The organism is Aquipseudomonas guryensis (assembly GCF_014164785.1).
Lineage (GTDB): Bacteria > Pseudomonadota > Gammaproteobacteria > Pseudomonadales > Pseudomonadaceae > Aquipseudomonas > Aquipseudomonas guryensis.
The window spans coordinates 127,512-150,684 of record NZ_JACJFN010000006.1; the positions used below are offsets into that span (position 1 = coordinate 127,512).

General features: G+C 63.0%; 21 protein-coding genes. All 21 read left to right on the plus strand.

What is annotated here, in order from left to right; translation table 11 throughout:
- Positions 1-64: 64 nt before the first annotated feature.
- Positions 65-1,192, plus strand: a complete 1,128-nt coding sequence (gene mnmA / locus H3H45_RS19790) for a tRNA 2-thiouridine(34) synthase MnmA (protein WP_182835414.1) — start codon at positions 65-67, stop codon at positions 1,190-1,192.
- On the plus strand, positions 1,189-1,809 hold the full coding sequence (gene hflD, locus H3H45_RS19795) for a high frequency lysogenization protein HflD (protein ID WP_182835415.1): 621 nt from the start codon (positions 1,189-1,191) through the stop codon (positions 1,807-1,809). The genes mnmA and hflD overlap by 4 nt, the downstream gene beginning before the upstream one ends.
- 1 nt (position 1,810) lies before the next feature.
- Positions 1,811-2,668 (plus strand): DMT family transporter, encoded by an 858-nt coding sequence (locus tag H3H45_RS19800; RefSeq protein ID WP_182835416.1) that lies wholly within the window; start codon positions 1,811-1,813, stop codon positions 2,666-2,668.
- Between the two features lie 86 nt (positions 2,669-2,754).
- Positions 2,755-4,125: an adenylosuccinate lyase gene (purB, locus tag H3H45_RS19805; RefSeq protein WP_182835445.1), complete on the plus strand. Its 1,371-nt coding sequence runs from the start codon at positions 2,755-2,757 to the stop codon at positions 4,123-4,125.
- 60 nt (positions 4,126-4,185) lie between these two features.
- Positions 4,186-5,352: a ribosomal protein uL16 3-hydroxylase gene (locus H3H45_RS19810; RefSeq protein ID WP_182835417.1), complete on the plus strand. Its 1,167-nt coding sequence runs from the start codon at positions 4,186-4,188 to the stop codon at positions 5,350-5,352.
- Positions 5,345-5,770, plus strand: a complete 426-nt coding sequence (locus H3H45_RS19815) for a GNAT family N-acetyltransferase (protein ID WP_182835418.1) — start codon at positions 5,345-5,347, stop codon at positions 5,768-5,770. Before H3H45_RS19810 ends, H3H45_RS19815 begins: the two co-directional genes overlap by 8 nt.
- Positions 5,771-5,778: 8 nt before the next feature.
- The gene (locus tag H3H45_RS19820; RefSeq protein ID WP_182835419.1) at positions 5,779-6,408 is read left to right on the plus strand and encodes a DUF7931 domain-containing protein; all 630 of its coding nucleotides are present in this window, start codon (positions 5,779-5,781) and stop codon (positions 6,406-6,408) included.
- Positions 6,405-7,214, plus strand: a complete 810-nt coding sequence (locus H3H45_RS19825; RefSeq protein ID WP_182835420.1) for a secretin N-terminal domain-containing protein — start codon at positions 6,405-6,407, stop codon at positions 7,212-7,214. The genes H3H45_RS19820 and H3H45_RS19825 overlap by 4 nt, the downstream gene beginning before the upstream one ends.
- Before the next feature lie 471 nt (positions 7,215-7,685).
- The gene (locus H3H45_RS19830; RefSeq protein ID WP_182835421.1) at positions 7,686-9,281 is read left to right on the plus strand and encodes an isocitrate lyase; all 1,596 of its coding nucleotides are present in this window, start codon (positions 7,686-7,688) and stop codon (positions 9,279-9,281) included.
- A 530-nt stretch (positions 9,282-9,811) separates the two neighbouring features.
- Positions 9,812-10,225, plus strand: coding sequence for an NADH-quinone oxidoreductase subunit A (locus H3H45_RS19835; protein WP_173207042.1), 414 nt, complete (start codon positions 9,812-9,814; stop codon positions 10,223-10,225).
- A 10-nt stretch (positions 10,226-10,235) separates the two neighbouring features.
- Positions 10,236-10,913 (plus strand): NuoB/complex I 20 kDa subunit family protein, encoded by a 678-nt coding sequence (locus H3H45_RS19840; protein WP_173207044.1) that lies wholly within the window; start codon positions 10,236-10,238, stop codon positions 10,911-10,913.
- A gap of 56 nt (positions 10,914-10,969) precedes the next feature.
- Complete coding sequence (nuoC, locus tag H3H45_RS19845) at positions 10,970-12,751, plus strand: NADH-quinone oxidoreductase subunit C/D (protein WP_182835422.1); 1,782 nt, start codon at positions 10,970-10,972, stop codon at positions 12,749-12,751.
- Complete coding sequence (nuoE, locus tag H3H45_RS19850; RefSeq protein WP_407926708.1) at positions 12,751-13,248, plus strand: NADH-quinone oxidoreductase subunit NuoE; 498 nt, start codon at positions 12,751-12,753, stop codon at positions 13,246-13,248. The genes nuoC and nuoE overlap by 1 nt, the downstream gene beginning before the upstream one ends.
- Positions 13,245-14,600 carry an NADH-quinone oxidoreductase subunit NuoF gene (gene nuoF / locus H3H45_RS19855; RefSeq protein ID WP_182835423.1) on the plus strand — a complete coding sequence of 452 codons (1,356 nt, stop codon included), beginning with the start codon at positions 13,245-13,247 and terminating at the stop codon, positions 14,598-14,600. The genes nuoE and nuoF overlap by 4 nt, the downstream gene beginning before the upstream one ends.
- Before the next feature lie 95 nt (positions 14,601-14,695).
- Positions 14,696-17,404: an NADH-quinone oxidoreductase subunit NuoG gene (nuoG, locus tag H3H45_RS19860; RefSeq protein ID WP_182835424.1), complete on the plus strand. Its 2,709-nt coding sequence runs from the start codon at positions 14,696-14,698 to the stop codon at positions 17,402-17,404.
- The gene (gene nuoH, locus H3H45_RS19865; RefSeq protein ID WP_182835425.1) at positions 17,401-18,393 is read left to right on the plus strand and encodes an NADH-quinone oxidoreductase subunit NuoH; all 993 of its coding nucleotides are present in this window, start codon (positions 17,401-17,403) and stop codon (positions 18,391-18,393) included. The genes nuoG and nuoH overlap by 4 nt, the downstream gene beginning before the upstream one ends.
- 12 nt (positions 18,394-18,405) lie before the next feature.
- On the plus strand, positions 18,406-18,954 hold the full coding sequence (gene nuoI / locus H3H45_RS19870) for an NADH-quinone oxidoreductase subunit NuoI (protein ID WP_182835426.1): 549 nt from the start codon (positions 18,406-18,408) through the stop codon (positions 18,952-18,954).
- Positions 18,955-18,963: 9 nt separating this feature from the next.
- Positions 18,964-19,473 carry an NADH-quinone oxidoreductase subunit J gene (nuoJ, locus tag H3H45_RS19875; RefSeq protein WP_173207054.1) on the plus strand — a complete coding sequence of 170 codons (510 nt, stop codon included), beginning with the start codon at positions 18,964-18,966 and terminating at the stop codon, positions 19,471-19,473.
- On the plus strand, positions 19,470-19,778 hold the full coding sequence (gene nuoK, locus H3H45_RS19880) for an NADH-quinone oxidoreductase subunit NuoK (RefSeq protein WP_182835427.1): 309 nt from the start codon (positions 19,470-19,472) through the stop codon (positions 19,776-19,778). The genes nuoJ and nuoK overlap by 4 nt, the downstream gene beginning before the upstream one ends.
- Positions 19,775-21,625, plus strand: a complete 1,851-nt coding sequence (nuoL, locus tag H3H45_RS19885; protein ID WP_182835428.1) for an NADH-quinone oxidoreductase subunit L — start codon at positions 19,775-19,777, stop codon at positions 21,623-21,625. The genes nuoK and nuoL overlap by 4 nt, the downstream gene beginning before the upstream one ends.
- A gap of 15 nt (positions 21,626-21,640) precedes the next feature.
- Entirely contained in the window at positions 21,641-23,170 is a 1,530-nt protein-coding gene (nuoM, locus tag H3H45_RS19890) for an NADH-quinone oxidoreductase subunit M (protein WP_182835429.1), read from the plus strand.
- Positions 23,171-23,173 lie beyond the last annotated feature (3 nt).

Sequence of the window (23,173 nt, forward strand, 5' to 3'; positions counted from 1 at the left end):
TTCGCCGCCGCACCGCGGCGCCTGTTAGAATCGCCGTCTTTATTGCAGTCACGCCCAGATTCCTATGTCCAGCAGCATCTCCCCCAGCACCCAGCGCGTCATCGTCGGCATGTCCGGCGGCGTGGACTCTTCCGTTTCGGCCCTGCTCCTGCTTGAACAGGGCTACCAGGTCGAAGGCCTGTTCATGAAGAACTGGGAAGAAGACGACGGCACCGAATACTGCACCGCCATGGATGACCTGGCCGACGCCCAGGCCGTGTGCGACAAGATCGGCATCAAGCTGCACACCGCCAACTTCGCCGCCGAATACTGGGACAACGTGTTCGAGCACTTCCTCGCCGAGTACAAGGCCGGACGCACGCCGAACCCGGACATCCTGTGCAACCGCGAGATCAAGTTCAAAGCCTTCCTCGACTACGCCCTGAGCCTCGGCGCCGACCTGATCGCCACCGGCCACTACGTGCGCCGCCGCGACATCGACGGCCGCAGCGAGCTGCTCAAGGGCCTCGACCCGAACAAGGATCAGAGCTACTTCCTGCATGCCGTCGGCGGCGAGCAGATCGGCCGCACCCTGTTCCCGGTCGGCGAGCTGGAGAAACCCCAGGTGCGCGCCATCGCCGAGAAGTTCGACCTGGCCACCGCCAAGAAGAAGGACTCCACCGGCATCTGTTTTATCGGCGAGCGCCGCTTCAGCGACTTCCTCAAGCAGTACCTGCCGGCCCAGCCGGGCGACATCGAGACCATCGAGGGTGAAGTGATCGGCCGCCACCACGGCCTGATGTACCACACCATCGGTCAGCGTCAGGGCCTCGGCATCGGCGGTCTCAAGGACGCCGGCGACGAACCCTGGTATGTACTTGCCAAGGATCTCAAGCGCAACGTGCTGCTGGTCGGCCAGGGTAACGAACACCCCTGGCTGTTCAGCCGCGCCCTGCTTGCCTCGGAGATCTACTGGGTCAACCCTATCGACCTGAGCAGCCCGCGCCAACTGACTGCCAAGGTGCGCTACCGACAGAGCGACCAGGCCTGCACCCTGGAGCAAACCGCACACGGCTATCGCGCCGTGTTCGCCGAGCCACAGCGCGCCGTCACCCCCGGCCAGTCCGTGGTGTTCTACGACGGCGAGGTTTGCCTGGGTGGCGGCGTGATCGAGAACGCCGAGCCCTGGTTTACCGGAGCCGGCCTGGTATGAGCCCGATTCAGGAACAACTCACCGCGCTGGCCGCCGTCTTCGAAGCCACCACCCTGGTCGACAAAATCGCCCGCACCGGCCAGGCCAGCGAAGCCGATATCGCCTGCCTGCTCGGCAGCCTGCTGGTGCGTGAGCCGAAGAACACCCTGGACGTTTACGGCGGTGACGACCTCAACCTGCGCGAGGGTTACAAGGCCCTGGCCAGCGCCCTCGAACGCAACCCGGCGAGCCTGCAACGCGAGCCGCTGCGCTATGCCCTGGCCCTGCTCGGCCTGGAGCGCCAGCTGGCCAAGCGCGACGACCTGCTACAGGTGATCGGCAGCCGCCTGGACCAGATCCAGCAACAGGTCGGCCACTTCGGTTTGACACACGAGAACGTTATTTCCTCCTGCGGCGCGCTGTACCAGGACACCATCAGCACCTTTCCCCGGCGCATCCAGGTGCAGGGCGACATGCGCTTCCTGCAACAGGCCAACAACGCGGCGAAGATCCGCGCCCTGCTGCTGACAGGCATTCGCTCGGCGCGCCTGTGGCGTCAGCTCGGCGGCCATCGCTGGCAACTGGTGTTCAGCCGCAGCAAGCTGCTCAAGGAACTCTATCCGCTGCTGCGCAGCTGACATGAGCCTCCCCTCACGCAGCGTAAAACCTCTACAAGGCGCCCTGCTGCTGGCGCTCTCCGCATTGCTGTTCTCGCTGATGGGTGTCGGCATCCGCGAAGTCTCCAGCAGCGTCAACAACGAGTCGGTGGTGTTCTTCCGCAATCTGGTCGGTGTGCTGTTCTTCCTGCCGCTGGTGCTGCTCAAAGGCACCCAACCGCTGAAGACCGGACGCCTGAAATCCCACCTGTGGCGCACCACCTACGGCCTGGCGGCGATGTACTGCTTCTTCTACGCCATCGCCCACCTGCCGCTGGCCGACGCCATGCTGTTCACCTACTCGGCGCCGGTGTTTACCCCGCTGATTGCCTGGTGGTGGCTTAAAGAGCCACTGACCCGACGCATGCTGCTGACCACCGGCATCGGCCTGATCGGCGTGCTGCTGGTCGCCAAGCCCAGCCAGGCGCTGCTCGACAGCCAAGCCCTGGTCGGCCTGGCCGCGAGCATTCTGGCCGCCTTCGCCTTCGTCTCGATTCGCGAGATGAGCAATAGCGAGCCGGCCTTTCGCATCGTGTTCTACTTCGCTCTGTTCAGCACGCTGATCTCCGCCATCCCGCTGACCTGGGCCTGGCAAGCGCTGGACAGCCACGACCTGGGCCTGCTGTTGGTGATCGGCCTGCTCGCCACCGTCAGCCAGATCGTCATGTCCAAGGCTTACGCCCTGGCCCCGCCCGGCATCATTGGCCCGATCGCCTACCTGGCCATCGTTTTCGCCGGGCTGATCGCCTGGCTGCGCTGGGGTGAAACACCCGATCTGACCTCTCTATTCGGTGCTGCGCTGATCTTCGGCGCCAGCCTGTTGTCCATCAGCCGGCGCTGAACGGTGCATCGGCAAGCGCGGCGCCCGTCACGATTTCATGTATGATGTGCGCCCTTTTCGTTGACCGACAGTCCGAGAACGCCTCCATGCAGCTCTCCTCGCTCACCGCGGTTTCCCCCGTTGATGGCCGTTACGCCTCCAAAACCAGCGCCCTGCGCCCGATCTTCAGTGAATACGGCCTGATCCGTTTCCGCGTCATGGTCGAAGTGCGCTGGCTGCAGCGCCTGGCCGCCCATGAGGGCGTCAGCGAAGTCGCACCCTTCTCCGCCGAAGCCAACGCCCTGCTCAACGAGCTGGCGGACAACTTCGCCATCGAACACGCCGAGCGCGTGAAAGAGATCGAGCGCACCACCAACCATGACGTCAAAGCCGTGGAATACCTGCTCAAGGAACAGGCCGCCAAGCTGCCGGAACTGGCCGCCGTGAGCGAGTTCATCCACTTCGCCTGCACCAGCGAGGACATCAACAACCTGTCCCACGCCCTGATGCTGCGCGAAGGCCGTGACGGCGTGCTGCTGCCGCTGATGAAGCAGATCGCCGCCGCCATCCGCGAGCTGGCGGTCAAATTCGCCGACGTGCCGATGCTCTCGCGCACCCACGGCCAGCCGGCTTCGCCGACTACCCTGGGCAAGGAACTGGCCAACGTGGTCTACCGCCTGGAGCGGCAGATCGCTCAGGTGGCAGCCGTGCCGCTGCTGGGCAAGATCAACGGCGCCGTAGGCAACTACAACGCCCACCTGTCGGCCTACCCGCAGATCGACTGGGAAGCCAACGCCCGCCAGTTCATCGAAGGCGACCTGGGGCTGCAGTTCAACCCCTACACCACGCAGATCGAGCCGCACGACTATATCGCCGAGCTGTTCGACGCCATTGCGCGCTTCAACACCATCCTCATCGACTTCGACCGCGATGTCTGGGGCTACATCTCCCTCGGCTACTTCAAGCAGAAGACCGTGGCCGGTGAAATCGGCTCTTCGACCATGCCGCACAAGGTCAACCCGATCGACTTCGAGAACTCCGAAGGCAACCTGGGTATCGCCAACGCACTGTTCCAGCACCTGGCCAGCAAACTGCCGATCTCGCGCTGGCAGCGCGACCTGACCGACTCCACCGTGCTGCGCAACCTCGGTGTGGGCTTCGCCCACAGCGTCATCGCCTACGAAGCCAGCCTCAAGGGCATCGGCAAGCTGGAGCTGAACGAAGCACGCATCGCCGCCGACCTGGACGCCTGCTGGGAAGTCCTCGCCGAGCCGATCCAGACCGTGATGCGCCGCTACGCCATCGAGAACCCCTACGAGAAGCTCAAGGAGCTGACCCGCGGCAAAGGCATCAGCCCGGAAGCGCTGCTGACCTTCATCGACGGCCTGGACATGCCGGCCGCCGCCAAGGCAGAACTCAAGCAACTGACCCCGGCCAACTACATCGGCAACGCCGTAGCCCAGGCCAAGCGCGTCTGACAGACGCTTCTTACTTGCACGCCCGGCTGTGCCGGGCGTTTTTATTTCAAAGGCTTGCACATGACTACTGATGTACCTCTGCAACTGCTCGGCGGTCTTACAGCCCGTGAATTCCTGCGCGACTACTGGCAGAAGAAACCCCTGCTGATCCGCCAGGCCATCCCTGACTTCGAAAGCCCGATCAGCCCGGACGAGCTGGGCGGCCTGGCCCTGGAAGAAGAAGTCGAATCACGCCTGGTCATCGAGCACGGCGAGCGCCCCTGGGAACTGCGCCGCGGCCCGTTCGCCGAGGACGCCTTCGGCCAGCTGCCGGAGCGCGACTGGACCCTGCTGGTGCAGGCCGTCGATCAATTCGTCCCGGACGTCGCCGAGCTGCTCAAACACTTCAACTTCCTGCCCAGCTGGCGCATCGACGATGTCATGGTCAGCTTCGCCGCACCGGGCGGCGGCGTCGGTCCGCACTACGACAACTACGACGTGTTCCTCCTCCAGGCCCACGGTCAGCGCCGCTGGAAGATCGGCCAGATGTGCGATGCCGAGAGCCCGCTGCTGCCGCACGCCGACCTGCGCATCCTCGCCGACTTCGCGCAGACCGATGAATGGGTACTGGAGCCGGGCGACATGCTCTACCTGCCGCCGCGCCTGGCCCACTTCGGCACCGCCGAGGATGACTGCATGACCTACTCGGTCGGCTTCCGCGCCCCCAGCGCCGCCGAAGTACTGACCCACTTCACCGACTTCCTCGCCCAGTTCCTGCCGGACGAAGAACGCTACAGCGATGCCGGCACCGCACCGACCGATGACCCGCATCAGATCCAGCTGGACGCCCTCGACCGCCTCAAGGCCCTGCTCGCCGAGCACATGGGTGACGAGCGCCTGCTGCTGACCTGGTTCGGCCAGTTCATGACCGAGCCACGCTACCCCGAGCTGGTCGCCGGCACCGACGTCGAGGACGACGAACTCCTCGCTGCCCTCAAGCAAGGCGCCGTACTGGTACGTAACCCCAGCGCGCGGCTGGCCTGGAGCGAGGTGGATGTCGGCCTGGTGCTGTTCGCCAGCGGCCAGAGCCGCCTGCTGCCAAGCAACCTGAAGGAGCTGCTCAAACTGATCTGCGCCGCCGACGCGTTGCACGGGGACAACCTCGGCCAATGGCTCGCTGACGAAGAGGGGCGTAAGCTGCTCTGCGAACTGGTCAAGCAAGGTAGCCTGGAGTTTGCTGATGAGTGAGATTCACGTCCGCCTGGCCCACTGGCAGAAGGACAACGCCGAGCTGCGGCGCATCCGCGAAGCCGTGTTCATCGCGGAACAAGCGGTACCCGCAGAACTCGAATGGGATGATGAGGACATCGAGGCCGTGCACTTTCTCGCCCTCGAAGGTGACTATCCGATCGGCACCGCCCGCCTACTGGCCGACGGCCAGATCGGCCGGGTTTCGGTGCTCAAGGATTGGCGCGGTCTGAAAGTCGGCGACGCCCTGATGCATGCAGCCATCGCTGAAGCGGAAAAACGCGGCCAGCGTGAACAGAAGCTCAGCGCCCAGGTGCATGCCACGGCATTCTACGAGCGCCTGGGCTTTCATATCGAAGGCGACGAATACCTGGAAGCCGGCATCCCCCATGTGATGATGGTGCGCCATAGCGACTAGAGGTTCGGATGAACGACGAAAACGCCCCGCCAGACGAAAACCAGACCGAGTTACCGGCCATTGATTTTCAGTCGCCGGGGCGTTTTACCGTGCATAATCCGGCCAGCCCAGGCGTCATCCTGGAACAGCGTGAACCCGCCCCCTTCCTGCTGGGCGAACACCAGACCCTGCAGCGTTTCAGCAGCGCCGAAGAAGCCCAGGCCCACGCCCTGGCCCTGCTGCAACAGAGCCGCAACAGCCTGTGCCTGTACACCCCCGACCTCGAGCCCTGGCTGTACAACCACAGCAGCGTGCAGGACGCCTGCACCCGCTTCCTCCTGGCCAGCCCGAAGAACCGCCTGCGCATTCTCGTGCGCGACGTCTCGCGCCCGGTCAAGCAAGGCCATCGCCTACTCAACCTGGCGCAGCGCATCAGCAGCAACCTGCATATCCGCCGCCTTAACCCGGATCACCCCAGCGAGGAAATCGCCTACCTGCTGGCCGACGCACGCGGCCTGCTGCTGCGCTCGCACCCCGAGGACTATGCTGGCTATGCTTTGTATAACGACCCCGGTCGCGTGCGCCTGCAACAGGCACTGTTCGACCAGGCCTGGGACATCAGCCTGCTAGACCCTGACCTACGGAGTTTTCTGTTATGACCCTGCGCGCCTGCCTGGCTGCCCTGCTGCTTGTCCTCAGCCTGCCGTCACTGGCCGCCACCGAATTGATCCAGCTGAACTACCGCACCGCCGACGAGGTGATCCCGGTGGTGCAGTCGGTGCTCGACGGCCAGGGCAAGGTCAGTGCTTACGGTAATCAACTGGTGGTCAACGCCTCACCAGAGAAGATCCAGGAGATACGCAACCTGCTCGGCCAGCTGGACACCGCACCGCGGCGCCTGTTGATCAGCGTCGACACCAGCGAATCGGGCTACCAGGACAGCGAAGGCTACGCCGTCAATGGCTCGGCCAGCATCGGCGGCGTCGACATAGAAGCCGGTCGCGGCGAAGTGCATGGGCGCGACCAGGTGCGCATCATCCGTCGCTCCACGGATAGTGACCGTGGCGGCGTGCAGCAGATCCAGACCACCGAAGGCTACCCGGCACTGATCCAGGTCGGCCAGAGCGTGCCACTGACCACCACCAGCACGGGCCCTTACGGTCAGGTCTATCAGAACACCCAATACCGCAATGTCACCCAGGGCTATTACGTCACCGCCAGCCTGACGGGTGAAATCGTGCACATCAGCATCAGCAGCAACAACGACCGCATCAGCCGCAATCAGCCGGGCGTGATCGATGTGCAGAGCGCCGACACCCGGGTCAGTGGCCGCCTGGGGGAATGGATCACACTGGGTGGCGTCAGCGAGCAAAGCCAGGGCAATGACGACGGCTTCCTGCGCCGCCACTCCACGCAAGGCGCCAACGACATGAGCATGCGCATCAAGGTCGACGCACTGGATTAGCCACAGCGGCCCTGCCAGAGCATGTAGTGGCGACGCACGGGCACTACAAAATCGTTGACGAACCCCCACTTGAAGGGCATCATTGCCCCGCTCCCGCTAGCCAGGGGCTCTGTTGAAGAGCCTCCAGATCGGCTCCGTACCACCATTCGGAACGATCCGTGTTTTAACAGCCCACAAGGCGTTTCGACGAGGTTGCGACTGGAACGAAAGTTGTCCTGAGGGACGGGGAAGCCTAAGCGTATAAGTAAGACCGCCAGACCAGTGCAGCGCCCAACGGTTTCCACGAACCGGCAAGCAGCGTCAACTGATTAGCGGACTGCTTGCTCATCACCCCCTCCTCTCTGCTCCACTCTCGTCTCGGTCGATATTTCGACGTTCTGCTTTGTGTCGCCCGCAACAGCAAGTTTTTTGCACGTTGGTTTTGGGTGGGAAGTCGGTGCTCAACCAAACTCACACTTTGAAGGATTGACCATGTCAGCTTATCAAAACGACATCAAAGCCGTTGCCGCCCTGAAAGAAGCAGCAGGCAGCAGCTGGAGCGCTATCAACCCGGAATCCGTGGCCCGCATGCGCGCCCAGAACCGTTTCAAGACTGGCCTGGAAATCGCCCAGTACACCGCTGACATCATGCGTAAGGACATGGCCGAGTACGACGCCGACTCGTCCGTCTACACCCAGTCGCTGGGTTGCTGGCACGGCTTCATCGGTCAGCAGAAGCTGATTTCGATCAAGAAGCACCTGAAGACCACCAACAAGCGCTACCTGTACCTGTCCGGCTGGATGGTTGCTGCCCTGCGTTCCGACTTCGGCCCGCTGCCGGACCAGTCGATGCACGAGAAGACCGCAGTCTCCGACCTGATCGAAGAGCTGTACACCTTCCTGCGCCAAGCTGACAGCCGTGAACTGGACCTGCTGTTCACCGCCGTTGACGCTGCCCGCGCTGCTGGCGACAAGGCCAAAGAAGCCGAGCTGCAAGCTCAGATCGACAACTACGAAACCCACATCGTACCGATCATTGCCGACATCGACGCTGGCTTCGGTAACCCGGAAGCCACCTACCTGCTGGCCAAGCGCATGATCGAAGCAGGCGCTTGCTGCATCCAGATCGAAAACCAGGTTTCCGACGAGAAGCAGTGCGGTCACCAAGACGGCAAAGTCACCGTGCCGCACGCTGACTTCCTGGCCAAGATCGCTGCCGTTCGCTACGCCTTCCTCGAGCTGGGCATCGACAACGGCGTGATCGTTGCTCGTACCGACTCCCTGGGTGCTGGCCTGACCAAGCAGATCGCTGTAACCAACGCTCCGGGCGACCTGGGCGACCAGTACAACTCCTTCCTGGATTGCGAAGAAGTTTCCGCTGCCGACCTGAAGAACGGCGACGTCGTTCTGAATCGCGAAGGCAAGCTGCTGCGTCCGAAGCGTCTGCCGTCCAACCTGTTCCAGTTCCGCGCTGGCACCGGTGAAGCGCGCTGCGTACTGGACTGCATCACCTCGCTGCAGAACGGTGCCGACCTGCTGTGGATCGAAACCGAGAAGCCGCACGTTGGTCAGATCGCTGCCATGGTTAACGAGATCCGCAAGGTCATCCCGAACGCCAAGCTGGTCTACAACAACAGCCCGTCCTTCAACTGGACCCTGAACTTCCGTCAGCAGGTATTCGATGCGTTCGTTGCCGAAGGCAAAGACGTTTCCGCCTACGACCGCGCCAAGCTGATGAGCGTCGAGTACGACGCCACCGAACTGGCTCAGGTTGCCGACGAGAAGATCCGTACCTTCCAGCGCGACGGTTCGGCTCAGGCTGGCATCTTCCACCACCTGATCACCCTGCCGACCTACCACACCGCCGCACTGTCCACCGACAACCTGGCCAAGGGCTACTTCGCCGACCAGGGCATGCTGGCCTACGTGAAAGGCGTACAGCGTGAAGAGCTGCGTCAGGGCATCGCCTGCGTCAAGCACCAGAACATGGCTGGCTCTGACATCGGCGACAACCACAAAGAGTACTTCGCTGGCGAAGCAGCTCTGAAGGCAAGCGGTAAAGACAACACCATGAACCAGTTCCACTAAGAGGAACCGGCTCACCGGCAAGGGCTACGCCCCGAACCGAGAGTGTTGCTAGAAAAACCCCAGCAGTGATGCTGGGGTTTTTTGTTTCTGGCGCAAGAGCCACCCGCCACCAAGCAACAGCCACCGAGCGCTCAACGGCAAAAAATTCGGCCGAAAAAGACCTACTCTTCAAAAACCAGCAATTTATTTATTCTGCAAAAATACAGAACACACTGATCACGCCCCGGAAAAATCAGGCCCTGTAAACAATTACTGACGGATATCTTTCATAAAGGCGTCAACTCGCTCCAGATAAACGCCAGAAAAACCATCAGACCAAAGCATTAGAGCCCCTTCCAGCGAGCACAGACCCGTAAACTCAAGGTGTGCGACGCCTCTGCAAGATCGCAGTCCGTTCATTTTTTTATTCAGAAAAATTTACTTACTAGGCCATGCGCGCATAAAATTGCGCCCATACTTTGCAGGGCAACCCGAACCGGGTTGTACCTCTTCAATAATAGAAGGCCGTCCCTTACCCAAGGAGAACCGGCATGCCTGATGCGGTATCGACCATGTCCCACAACTGGGCTTTCGCTGTATTCCTGCTCGGCGTTTTCGGGCTCATCGCTTTCATGCTCGGTCTTTCCAGCCTGCTGGGGAGCAAAGCCTGGGGGCGCAGCAAGAACGAACCCTTCGAATCCGGCATGCTGCCCGTCGGCAGCGCACGCCTGCGCCTCTCGGCAAAGTTCTATCTGGTCGCGATGCTGTTCGTGATCTTCGACGTTGAAGCTCTCTTTCTCTTCGCTTGGGCAGTCTCGGTACGCGAAAGCGGCTGGGCCGGCCTGATCGAAGCTACAGTTTTTATAGCAATTCTGTTGGCAGGTCTTGTCTATCTTTGGCGTATCGGTGCGCTCGACTGGGCACCCGAGGGTCGTCGTAATCGGCAGGCGAAGCTAAAACAATGAGGCTTTGGCGATGCAATACAAACTTACTCGGATCGATCCGGATGCGCCTAATGAGCAGTATCCGATCGGCGAGCGGGAGACTGTCTCCGACCCGCTGCTAGAAGACCAGGTCCACAAGAACATCTACATGGGCAAACTTGCCGATGTTCTTAACGGCGCAGTGAACTGGGGGCGCAAGAACTCCCTCTGGCCATACAACTTCGGCCTGTCCTGCTGCTATGTGGAAATGACCACCGCCTTTACCGCGCCGCATGACGTGGCACGTTTTGGCGCGGAAGTCATTCGCGCATCCCCGCGCCAGGCAGACTTCATGGTCATCGCCGGCACCTGCTTTATCAAGATGGCTCCGGTCATCCAGCGCCTGTACGAGCAGATGCTGGAACCCAAGTGGGTGATCTCGATGGGTTCGTGCGCCAACTCCGGTGGCATGTACGACATCTATTCCGTGGTCCAGGGGGTCGACAAGTTCCTCCCGGTCGACGTCTATATTCCCGGTTGCCCGCCCCGTCCCGAAGCATTCCTGCAAGGCCTGATGCTGCTGCAGGAATCCATCGGCCAGGAACGTCGCCCGTTGTCCTGGGTGGTCGGTGATCAAGGGGTTTACCGTGCCGACATGCCTTCGCAGAAAGAACAGCGCCGCGAACAGCGGATCGCCGTAACCAATCTGCGCAGCCCCGACGAAGTGTGAGCCTGGGCTCGACTGAGCCCGCCTACTGACGCCGTTGACCGATAGCGACCGAGACCATGACTGCAGACAGCGTTCTGTCCATACCGCCGTACAAGGCTGACGACCAAGATGTGGTCGTCGAACTGAATTCCCGTTTTGGCGCCGAGGCCTTTACCGTGCAGAGCACCCGCACCGGTATGCCGGTGCTGTGGGTGGCGCGCGACCGCCTGATCAACGTCCTGACCTTTCTGCGCAACCTGCCGCGCCCCTACGTCATGCTCTACGACCTGCATGGCGTCGACGAGCGCCTGCGCACCCAGCGCCGTGGCCTGCCGGGCGCAGACTTCACGGTGTTCTACCACCTGATGTCGCTGGAACGGAACAGCGACATCATGATCAAGGTTGCCCTGAAAGAAGGTGACCTCAATGTGCCTAGCGTCACCAGCATCTGGCCCAACGCCAACTGGTACGAACGCGAAGTCTGGGACCTCTACGGCATCACCTTCCAGGGCCACCCACACCTGACCCGCATCATGATGCCGTCGACCTGGGAAGGTCATCCGCTGCGCAAGGACTACCCGGCGCGCGCCACCGAATTCGATCCGTTCAGCCTGACCCTGGCCAAGCAGCAGCTCGAGGAAGAGTCGGCGCGCTTCAAGCCGGAAGACTGGGGCATGAAGCGGGGCAGCGAGCACGAGGACTATATGTTCCTCAACCTCGGCCCCAACCACCCCTCTGCTCACGGGGCGTTCCGCATCATCCTGCAGCTCGATGGCGAAGAGATTGTCGATTGCGTTCCGGAAGTCGGCTACCACCACCGTGGCGCTGAGAAGATGGCCGAACGGCAGAGCTGGCACAGCTTCATTCCCTACACCGACCGCATCGACTACCTCGGCGGGGTGATGAACAACCTGCCGTATGTGCTGGCCGTGGAAAAACTGGCCGGAATCACCGTGCCGCAAAAGGTCGACGTGATCCGCATCATGCTGGCCGAGTTCTTCCGTATCACCAGCCACCTGCTGTTCCTCGGTACTTATATCCAGGACGTCGGCGCGATGACCCCGGTGTTTTTCACCTTCACCGACCGCCAGCGTGCCTACAAGGTGATCGAAGCCATCACCGGCTTCCGCCTGCACCCGGCCTGGTACCGCATCGGTGGCGTCGCCCACGACCTGCCGCGCGGCTGGGACGGCCTGGTCAAGGAGTTCGTCGACTGGCTGCCCAAGCGCCTCGATGAGTACGAAAAGGCGGCACTGAAGAACAGCATCCTGATCGGCCGCACCAAGGGCGTGGCCCAGTACAACACCAAGGAAGCCCTGGAATGGGGCACTACTGGTGCCGGCCTGCGCGCCACTGGCTGTGATTTCGACCTGCGCAAGGCACGCCCATACTCTGGCTACGAGAACTTCGAATTCGAAGTGCCGCTGGCCGTCAACGGCGATGCCTATGACCGCTGCATGGTCCGTGTCGAAGAAATGCGCCAGAGCATCAAGATCATCGACCAGTGCCTGCGCAACATGCCGGCAGGCCCGTACAAGGCGGATCACCCGCTGACCACGCCGCCGCCGAAAGAGCGCACCCTGCAACACATCGAGACCCTGATCACTCACTTCCTGCAAGTCTCCTGGGGCCCGGTGATGCCGGCCAACGAGAGCTTCCAGATGATCGAGGCGACCAAGGGCATCAACAGCTACTACCTGACGAGCGACGGCAGCACCATGAGCTATCGCACCCGGATTCGCACACCCAGCTTCCCCCATCTGCAGCAGATCCCTTCGGTGATCCGCGGCAGCATGGTGGCGGACCTTATCGCGTACCTGGGCAGTATCGACTTCGTTATGGCCGACGTGGACCGCTGATTATGAACACGCTAATCCAGACTGACCGTTTCACTCTCAGCGAAACCGAGCGCTCGGCCATCGAGCACGAGATGCATCACTACGAAGACCCACGCGCCGCTAGCATCGAAGCCCTGAAAATCGTGCAGAAAGAGCGCGGCTGGGTACCGGACGGCGCCGCCGATGCGATTGGCGCGATCCTCGGCATCCCGGCCAGCGATGTCGAAGGTGTGGCCACCTTCTATAGTCAGATTTTCCGCCAGCCGGTGGGTCGTCACATCATTCGAGTCTGCGACAGCATGACCTGCTTCGTCGGCGGCCACGAGAACCTGCTCGACAGTCTCAAGGACAAGCTCGGCATCGTGCCCGGACAGACCACAGCCGACGGCCGTTTCACCCTGCTGCCGGTGTGCTGCCTGGGCAACTGCGACAAGGCCCCGGCGGTGATGATCGACGACGACACCTACGGCAACCTCGACGCCAATGGCATCACCCAACTGCTGGAGGCCTATGTATGAGTAGCAAAACGCTGACGTCCATCGGCCCGGCCAACCGCATAGCCCGCAGCGAAGAAACCCATCCGCTGACCTGGCGCCTGCGCGACGACGCGCAGCCGGTGTGGCTGGAGGAATACCAGGCCAAGAACGGCTATGCCGCCGCGCGCAAGGCCCTGGGCGAAATGGCCCAGGCCGATATCGTGCAGACGGTCAAGGACTCCGGCCTCAAGGGCCGCGGCGGTGCGGGCTTCCCCACTGGGGTGAAGTGGGGCCTGATGCCGGCCGACGAATCCATGAACATCCGCTACCTGCTGTGCAACGCGGATGAGATGGAGCCCAACACCTGGAAAGACCGCATGCTCATGGAGCAGCTGCCGCACCTGCTGGTGGAAGGCATGCTGATCTCCGCGCGCGCGCTCAAGGCTTACCGCGGCTATATCTTTCTGCGCGGCGAGTACGTCGACGCGGCCGCCAACCTCAACCGCGCCATCGAGGAAGCCAAGGCCGCCGGCCTGCTGGGCAAGAACATCCTCGGCAGCGGCTTCGATTTCGAGCTGTTCGTCCACACCGGTGCCGGGCGCTACATCTGCGGTGAAGAAACCGCGCTGATCAACTCCCTGGAAGGCCGCCGCGCCAACCCACGCTCCAAGCCGCCCTTCCCCGCCGCCGTCGGCGTGTGGGGCAAGCCGACCTGCGTGAACAACGTCGAGACCCTGTGCAACGTGCCGGCGATCGTCGCCAACGGCGTCGACTGGTACAAAACCCTCGCCCGTCCGGGCAGCGAAGACATGGGTACCAAGCTGATGGGCTTCTCCGGCAAGGTGAAGAACCCCGGCCTGTGGGAGCTGCCTTTCGGCCTGCCAGCCCGCGAGCTGTTCGAGGACTACGCCGGCGGTATGCGCGACGGCTACAAGCTCAAGTGCTGGCAGCCCGGCGGCGCAGGCACCGGTTTCCTGCTGCCCGAGCACCTCGATGCCCTGATGTATGCCGGCGGGATTGGCAAGGTCGGCACCCGTATGGGCACAGGCCTGGCGCTGGCGGTAGACGACAGCGTCAACATGGTCTCGCTGCTGCGCAACATGGAAGAGTTCTTCGCCCGCGAGTCGTGTGGCTGGTGTACGCCGTGCCGCGACGGTCTTCCGTGGAGCGTGAAGATTCTCCGCGCGCTGGAGCGTGGCCAAGGCACCCAGCAGGACATCGACACCCTGCTCGGCCTGGTCAACTTCCTCGGCCCCGGCAAGACTTTCTGCGCCCACGCACCGGGTGCCGTCGAGCCGTTGGGCAGTGCGATCAAGTATTTCCGTCCGGAGTTCGAGGCTGGCGTAGCCAGCAACAGCGCCCCGGCAACGACGGGGCAATTCGCCCCCGCGTGAAGTTTTGCGTGACGGCGGCCACTTATCTGGCCCCGTGACACACCGTGATTCCATTAGCCAAGCCTGCTTCGGTGGGCAAAGAAGAAACCTGAACCATGGCCACTATCCACGTAGACGGCAAAGATTTTGAAGTCGATGGGGCGGACAACCTGCTGCAGGCCTGCCTGTCCCTCGGACTCGACATCCCCTACTTCTGCTGGCACCCGGCGCTCGGTAGCGTCGGCGCTTGCCGCCAGTGCGCAGTCAAACAGTACAGCGACGAAAACGACACCCGTGGTCGCATCGTCATGTCGTGCATGACGCCGGCCACCGACAACACCTGGATCTCCATCGACGATGAGGAATCCAAGGCGTTTCGCGCCAGTGTCGTCGAATGGCTGATGACCAACCACCCGCACGACTGCCCGGTCTGCGAGGAAGGCGGCCACTGCCACCTGCAAGACATGACGGTGATGACCGGCCACAACCAGCGCCGCTATCGCTTCACCAAGCGCACTCACCAGAACCAGCAGCTCGGCCCGTTCATCTCCCATGAGATGAACCGCTGCATCGCCTGCTACCGCTGCGTACGCTACTACAAGGACTACGCCGGCGGCACCGACCTGGGCGTCTACGGCGCGCACGACAACGTGTACTTCGGCCGCGTCGAAGACGGCACGCTGGAAAGCGAGTTCTCCGGCAACCTGGTCGAGGTCTGCCCGACCGGCGTGTTCACCGACAAAACCCACTCCGAGCGCTACAACCGCAAGTGGGACATGCAGTTCGCCCCGAGCATCTGCCACGGCTGCGCCAGCGGCTGCAACACCAGCCCGGGCGAGCGCTACGGCGAGATCCGCCGCATCGAGAACCGCTTCAACGGTGACGTGAACCAGTATTTCCTCTGCGACCGCGGCCGCTTCGGCTACGGCTACGTCAACCGCGACGACCGTCCGCGCCAGCCGCTCTTCAATGGCGCAAAACTTGGCCTGGATGCCGCACTGGACAAAGCCGCCGAGCTGCTCAAAGGCAAGCGCGTGATCGGCATCGGTTCGCCACGCGCCAGCCTGGAAGGTAACTTCGCCCTGCGTGAGCTGGTCGGCGAAGCCAACTACTACAGCGGGATCGCCGCTGCCGAGCTGGACAACCTGCGCCTGATCCGCGACATCCTGCAGAACGGCCCGCTGCCAGTGCCGACCCTGCGCGAGGTGGAACACCACGACGCGGTGTTCGTCCTCGGTGAAGACCTGACCCAGACCGCCGCGCGCATGGCCCTGGCCCTGCGCCAGGCGGTCAAGGGCAAGGCCACCGAAATCGCTGCCTCGATGAAGATCCAGGACTGGCACATGGCCGCCGTGCAGAACGTCGCTCAGGACGCTCTGCACCCGCTGTTCATCGCCAGCGTCACCCCGACCCGCCTCGACGACATCGCCGAAGCCTGCGTGCACGCCGCCCCGGCCGACCTGGCCCGTATCGGCTTTGCCGTGGCCCATGCTATCGACCCGAGCGCCCCGGCCGTGACCGGCCTGGATGCCGACGCCGCCGAGCTGGTGCAACTGATCGCCGACGCCCTGCTGGGTGCCAAGCGTCCGCTGATCGTCTCCGGTGCCTCGTTGGGCAGCAAGGAGCTGATCGAGGCCGCAGCCAACATCGCCAGCGCGCTGAAAAATCGCGAGAAGAACGGCTCCATCAGCCTGGTCGTCCCGGAAGCCAACAGCATGGGCCTGGCCCTGTTTGGTGGCGAGTCGCTGGACACCGCCCTGGAAGCCCTGACTGCCGGCCAGGCCGACGCCGTGATCGTGCTGGAAAACGACCTGTACCGCCGCGCCGATGCCGCCAAGGTGGATGCCGCCCTGGCAGCCGCCAAGGTGGTGATCGTTGCCGACCACCAGCAGACCGCCACCAGCGCCAAGGCCCACCTGCTGCTGCCGGCTGCCAGCTTTGCCGAAGGCGACGGCACCCTGGTCAGCCTGGAAGGCCGCGCCCAGCGTTTCTTCCAGGTGTTCGAGCCGAGCTACTACGACAGCAACATTCTGGTTCGCGAAGGCTGGCGTTGGCTGCACGCACTGCACAGCACAATGCAGGGCAAGACCGTCGACTGGACTCAGCTGGATCAGGTCACCGCAGCCTGCGCCGCCAGCAGCAATCTGCTGACTGGCATCACTGCTGCTGCGCCGACTGCCTCGTTCCGCATCAAGGGCCTCAAGCTGGCCCGTGAACCTCACCGCTACAGCGGCCGTACCGCCATGCGCGCCAACATCAGCGTGCATGAGCCGCGTCAGCCGCAGGACCAGGACTCGGCCTTCGCTTTCTCCATGGAAGGCTATTCGGGCAGCAAGGAAGACCGTCAGCAGATCCCGTTCGCCTGGTCGCCGGGCTGGAACTCGCCGCAAGCCTGGAACAAGTTCCAGGACGAAGTCGGCGGTCACCTGCGTGCCGGTGATCCGGGCGTGCGTCTGATCGAGGCCAAAGGCGAGAGCCTGCCGTGGTTTGCCGTCAACGCCGCGTTCAATCCAGCACAAGGCACCCTGCAAGCCGTTCCGCTGCATCACCTGTTCGGCAGCGAAGAAACCTCTGCCCGCGCCGCGCCGCTGCAGGAGCGCATCCCACAGCCGTATGTAGCGCTGGCCAAGGCCGAAGCCGACCGTCTGGGTGTTAACGACGGTGCCTGGCTCAGCCTGAACGTAGGTGGTCAGACTCTGCGCCTGCCACTGCAGATCAACGAAGATATGGCCGTTGGTCTGGCCGGTTTGCCGGTCGGCCTAACAGGCATCCCGGCGCTGCTGGCCGGTGCCGTGGTCACCACCATCCAGGAGGCCGCGCAATGAGCTGGCTGACACCTGAGGTGATGGACGTGCTGATCGCGGTGCTCAAGGCCATCGTGATTCTGCTGGTAGTCGTGGTCTGCGGTGCGCTGCTGAGCTTCATCGAACGCCGCCTGCTCGGCTGGTGGCAGGACCGCTACGGCCCCAACCGCGTTGGCCCGTTCGGCATGTTCCAGATCGCAGCCGACATGATCAAGATGTTCTTCAAGGAAGATTGGACGCCGCCGTTCGCCGACAAGGCGATCTTCATCCTGGCGCCGATGATCGCTTTCGCCGCCATGCTGATGGCCTTCGCGATCATCCCGGTTACCCCGACCTGGGGTGTGGCGGACCTGAACATCGGCATCCTGTTCTTCTTCGCCATGGCAGGTCTGTCGGTGTATGCGGTGCTGTTCGCCGGCTGGTCGAGCAACAACAAGTTCGCCCTGCTCGGCGCCCTGCGCGCCTCGGCACAGACGGTGTCCTACGAGGTATTCCTGGCCCTGGCGCTGATGGGTATCGTCGCTCAGGTTGGCTCGTTCAACATGCGCGATATCGTCGATTACCAGGCCGAGAACCTGTGGTTCATCATTCCGCAGTTCTTCGGTTTCTGTACCTTCTTCATCGCTGGCGTGGCGGTGACTCACCGTCACCCGTTCGACCAGCCGGAAGCGGAGCAGGAACTGGCCGACGGTTATCACATCGAATATGCCGGGATGAAATGGGGCATGTTCTTCGTCGGTGAATACATCGGCATCGTGACCATTTCGGCGCTGCTGGTGACTCTGTTCTTCGGTGGCTGGCACGGCCCGTTCGGCATCCTGCCGCAGATCCCGTTTATCTGGTTCGCCCTGAAAACCTGCTTCTTCATCATGATCTTCATCCTGCTGCGCGCCTCAATTCCGCGCCCGCGGTATGACCAGGTCATGGCCTTCAGCTGGAAGTTCTGTCTGCCGCTGACCCTGATCAACCTGCTGGTGACCGGCGCCGTTGTGCTGGCTACGGCCCAGTAAGGAGTAATAGCGATGATCAAATACATCTGGGATGTGGTGCATGGCACCTGGACCCAACTGCGCAGCCTGGTGATGGTGTTCAGTCACGGCTTCCGTAAACGCGACACCCTGCAGTACCCGGAAGAGCCGGTCTACCTGCCGCCGCGCTACCGTGGCCGCATCGTGCTGACCCGCGACCCCGACGGCGAAGAACGCTGCGTGGCCTGCAACCTGTGCGCCGTGGCCTGCCCGGTTGGTTGCATCTCGCTGCAGAAGGCCGAGATGCCGGACGGTCGCTGGTACCCGGACTTCTTCCGCATCAACTTCTCGCGCTGCATTTTCTGTGGCCTGTGCGAAGAAGCCTGCCCGACCACGGCGATCCAGCTCACCCCGGACTTCGAGATGGGCGAGTTCAAGCGTCAGGACCTGGTGTACGAGAAGGAAGACCTGCTGATCAGCGGCCCGGGCAAGAACCCGGACTACAACTTCTACCGCGTTGCCGGTATGGCCATCGCTGGCAAGCCGAAAGGCGCTGCACAAAACGAAGCCGAACCGATCAACGTCAAAGGCCTGTTGCCCTAAGGAGAGGACATGGAATTCGCTTTCTACCTCGCTGCGGGCGTTGCCGTGGCGTCCACGTTCAGGGTCATCACCGCGAGCAATCCGGTGCACGCCCTGCTTTATCTGATTCTCTCGCTGCTGGCCGTGGCCATGACCTTCTTCGCCCTCGGCGCCCCCTTCGCCGGCGCGCTGGAGATCATCGTCTACGCCGGCGCGATAATGGTGCTGTTCGTCTTCGTGGTGATGATGCTCAACCTCGGCCCGGCTGCCGCCGAGCAGGAGAAGAAATGGTTGACGCCCGGCATCTGGACCGGACCGGCGATTCTCTCCGCGATTCTCCTCGGCCAGCTGCTTTATGTGCTGTTCCAGGCCCCGAGCGGTGCTTCCATCGGTCTGGTGACCGTGGATGCTAAAGCCGTGGGTATCGCCCTGTACGGCCCCTATCTGCTGGCCGTCGAGCTGGCCTCGATGCTGCTGCTCGCCGCCCTGGTCGCCGCCTACCACCTGGGCCGCCACGAAGCTAAGGATGCAACGCCATGAATGCAATTCCCATGGAGCACGGCCTGGCCCTGGCCGGCGTGCTATTTAGCCTGGGCCTGATCGGCCTGATGGTGCGGCGCAACATCCTGTTCATCCTGATGAGCCTGGAAGTGATGATGAACGCCACCGCCCTGGCCTTCGTCGTTGCCGGCAGCCGCTGGGTACAGGCCGACGGGCAGATCATGTTCATTCTGGTGATCACCCTGGCTGCCGCCGAGGCCAGTATCGGCCTGGCGATCCTGCTGCAGCTGTATCGCCGCTTCCACACCCTCGATATCGACGCTGCCAGCGAGATGCGCGGATGAATCTTCTATTCCTGACTTGTCTGTTCCCCCTGCTCGGCTGGTTTCTGCTGGCCTTCTCCCGTGGCCGCTTCTCCGAGAACCTCTCCGCCCTGATCGGCGTCGGCTCGGTCGGCCTGTCGGCGCTGACCGCCGCCTGGGTGATCCTGCAGTTCAACCTCAACCCGCCAGCAAATGGCGTGTTCACCCAGGTGTTGTGGCAGTGGATGAATGTCGCCGGCTTCGCGCCGAGCTTCACCCTGTACCTGGACGGCCTGTCGCTGACCATGCTCGGCGTGGTCACCGGCGTCGGTTTCCTCATCCACCTGTTCGCCAGCTGGTACATGCGCGGTGAAGAGGGCTATTCGCGCTTCTTCGCCTACACCAACCTGTTCATCTTCAGCATGCTGCTGCTGGTGCTCAGCGATAACCTGCTGGTGCTGTACTTCGGCTGGGAAGGCGTGGGGCTGTGTTCCTACCTGCTGATCGGCTTCTACTTCAAGCACACGCCGAACGGCAATGCAGCGCTGAAGGCCTTCATCGTCACCCGCGTTGGCGACGTGTTCATGGCCATCGGCCTGTTCATCCTGTTCCTGCACCTCGGCACCCTGAATATCCAGGAGCTGATGGTGCTGGCGCCGCAGAAGTACGTGGCCGGTGACAGCTGGCTGTGGATCGCCACCCTGATGCTGCTTGGCGGCGCAGTGGGTAAATCCGCCCAGCTGCCGCTGCAGACCTGGCTGGCCGATGCCATGGCCGGTCCGACCCCGGTTTCCGCACTGATCCACGCGGCGACCATGGTCACCGCCGGCGTCTACCTGATCGCGCGGACCCACGGTCTGTTCCTGCTGACCCCGGACATCCTCGAGCTGGTCGGCATCGTCGGCGGCGTGACCCTGGTCCTGGCCGGCTTCGCCGCACTAGTGCAGACCGACATCAAGCGCATCCTCGCCTACTCGACCATGAGCCAGATCGGCTACATGTTCCTCGCCCTTGGCGTGCAGGCCTGGGACGCGGCGATCTTCCACCTGATGACCCACGCCTTCTTCAAGGCCCTGCTGTTCCTCGCTTCCGGTGCGGTGATCAACGCCTGCCACCATGAGCAGAACATCTTCAAGATGGGCGGCCTGTGGAAGAAACTGCCGCTGGCCTACGCCAGCTTCATCGTCGGTGGCGCCGCCCTGGCTGCACTGCCGCTGATCACCGCCGGTTTCTACTCGAAGGACGAGATTCTCTGGGAAGCCTTCGCCAGTGGCCACCAGTGGCTGCTGTACGCCGGCCTGGCCGGTGCCTTCCTGACCTCGATCTACACCTTCCGCCTGATCTTCATCGCCTTCCATGGCGAGCAGCAGACCGAGGCCCATGCTGGCCACGGTGTGGCCCACTGGCTGCCGCTGGGTGTGCTGATCGTGCTGTCGACCTTTATCGGCGCGCTGATCACTCCGCCGCTGGCCGGTGTACTGCCGCAGAGCCTCGGCCATGCCGGTGGCGAGGCCAAGCACAGCCTGGAGATCGCGTCCGGCGCCATCGCCCTGGCCGGTATCGTCCTGGCTGCACTGCTGTTCCTCGGCAAGCGCAGCTTCGCCACGGCCGTTGCGCAGAGCGGCCCGGGTCGTTTCCTGTCGGCCTGGTGGTTTGCCGCCTGGGGCTTCGACTGGCTCTACGACAAGCTGTTCGTGCGCCCCTACCTGCTGCTCTGCCGTCTGCTCGGGCGTGACCCGATCGACCGCAGCATCAGCCTGATCCCGCGCCTGGCCCGGGGCGGCAACGCCCTGCTGGCTCGCAGCGAGACCGGTCAGGTGCGCTGGTACGCCACGTCTATCGCCGGGGGCGCCGTACTGGTGCTCGGCCTGCTGCTGATTCTGAATTAAGGAAATCCAACCGTCATGATTCTGCCCTGGCTAATCCTGATCCCCTTTATCGGCGGCCTGCTGTGCTGGCAGCTCGAGCGTTTCGGTAACACTCTGCCACGCTGGATCGCCCTGCTGACCATGGGCCTGCTGTTCGGCCTGGGCCTGTGGCTGTGGGCCACCGGCGACTTCAGCCTTGCTCCCGCACCGGGCGCCGATCCGGTCTGGGCTGCCGAATTCCAGCTGCAGTGGATCGAACGACTCGGCATCAGCGTGCACCTGGCGCTGGACGGTCTGTCGGTACTGATGATCAGCCTCACCGGCCTGCTCGGTGTACTGTCCGTACTCTGCTCGTGGAACGAGATCCAGAACCGCGTCGGCTTCTTCCACCTCAACCTGATGTGGATCCTCGGCGGCGTGGTTGGCGTGTTCCTCGCCGTCGACCTGTTCCTGTTCTTCTTCTTCTGGGAAATGATGCTGGTGCCGATGTTCTTCCTCATCGCGCTCTGGGGTCACAGCGGTAGCGACGGCAAGACACGCATCTATGCCGCCACCAAGTTCTTCATCTTCACCCAGGCCAGCGGCCTGGTGATGCTGGTGGCGATCCTCGGCCTGGTATTCGTGCACTTCGACCAGACCGGCGTCCTCACCTTCAACTACGCCGACCTGCTGAAAACCAAGATGGCCGCCGGCACCGAGTACATCCTGATGCTCGGCTTCTTTATCGCCTTCGCGGTGAAGTTTCCGGTGGTGCCGTTCCACTCCTGGCTGCCGGACGCCCACGCCCAGGCCCCGACCGCTGGTTCCGTGGACCTGGCCGGTATCCTGCTGAAAACCGCCGCCTACGGTCTGATGCGCTTCGCCCTGCCGCTGTTCCCCAACGCTTCGGCCGAGTTCGCGCCGATCGCCCAGTGGCTCGGCGTGTTCGCCATCATTTACGGCGCCCTGCTGTCGTTCGCCCAGACCGACATCAAGCGCCTGGTGGCCTTCTCCAGCGTGTCGCACATGGGTTTTGTGCTGATCGCCATCTACTCCGCCAGTGAGATTGCCCTGCAAGGCGCGGTGGTGCAGATGATGGCCCACGGTCTGTCCGCTGCGGCACTGTTCATCCTCTGCGGCCAGCTTTACGAGCGCCTGCACACTCGTGACATGCGCGAGATGGGCGGGATCTGGGCACGCATGCCCTGGCTGCCAGCCGTGAGCCTGTTCTTTGCCGCTGCCGCCCTGGGCCTGCCGGGCACCGGCAACTTCGTCGGTGAGTTCCTGATCCTGGTCGGCAGCTTCCAGAGCGCGCCGTGGGTCACCGTGCTGGCCGCGACCGGCCTGGTGTTCGGCTCGGTCTACTCGCTGATCATGATTCATCGCGCCTACTTCGGCCCGGCCAAGGCGGACACCACTCTGCCCGGCCTGAAACCGCGCGAACTGAGCATGGTGCTGGGCCTGGCCGTGCTGCTGATCCTGCTGGGCGTCTACCCGCAACCGGTGCTCGACACCTCGGCCGCCAGCATGCAAGGCGTGCAGCAGTGGCTGGGTAGCGCTCTCAATCAACCTGTTTTGGCCCGGTAAGCT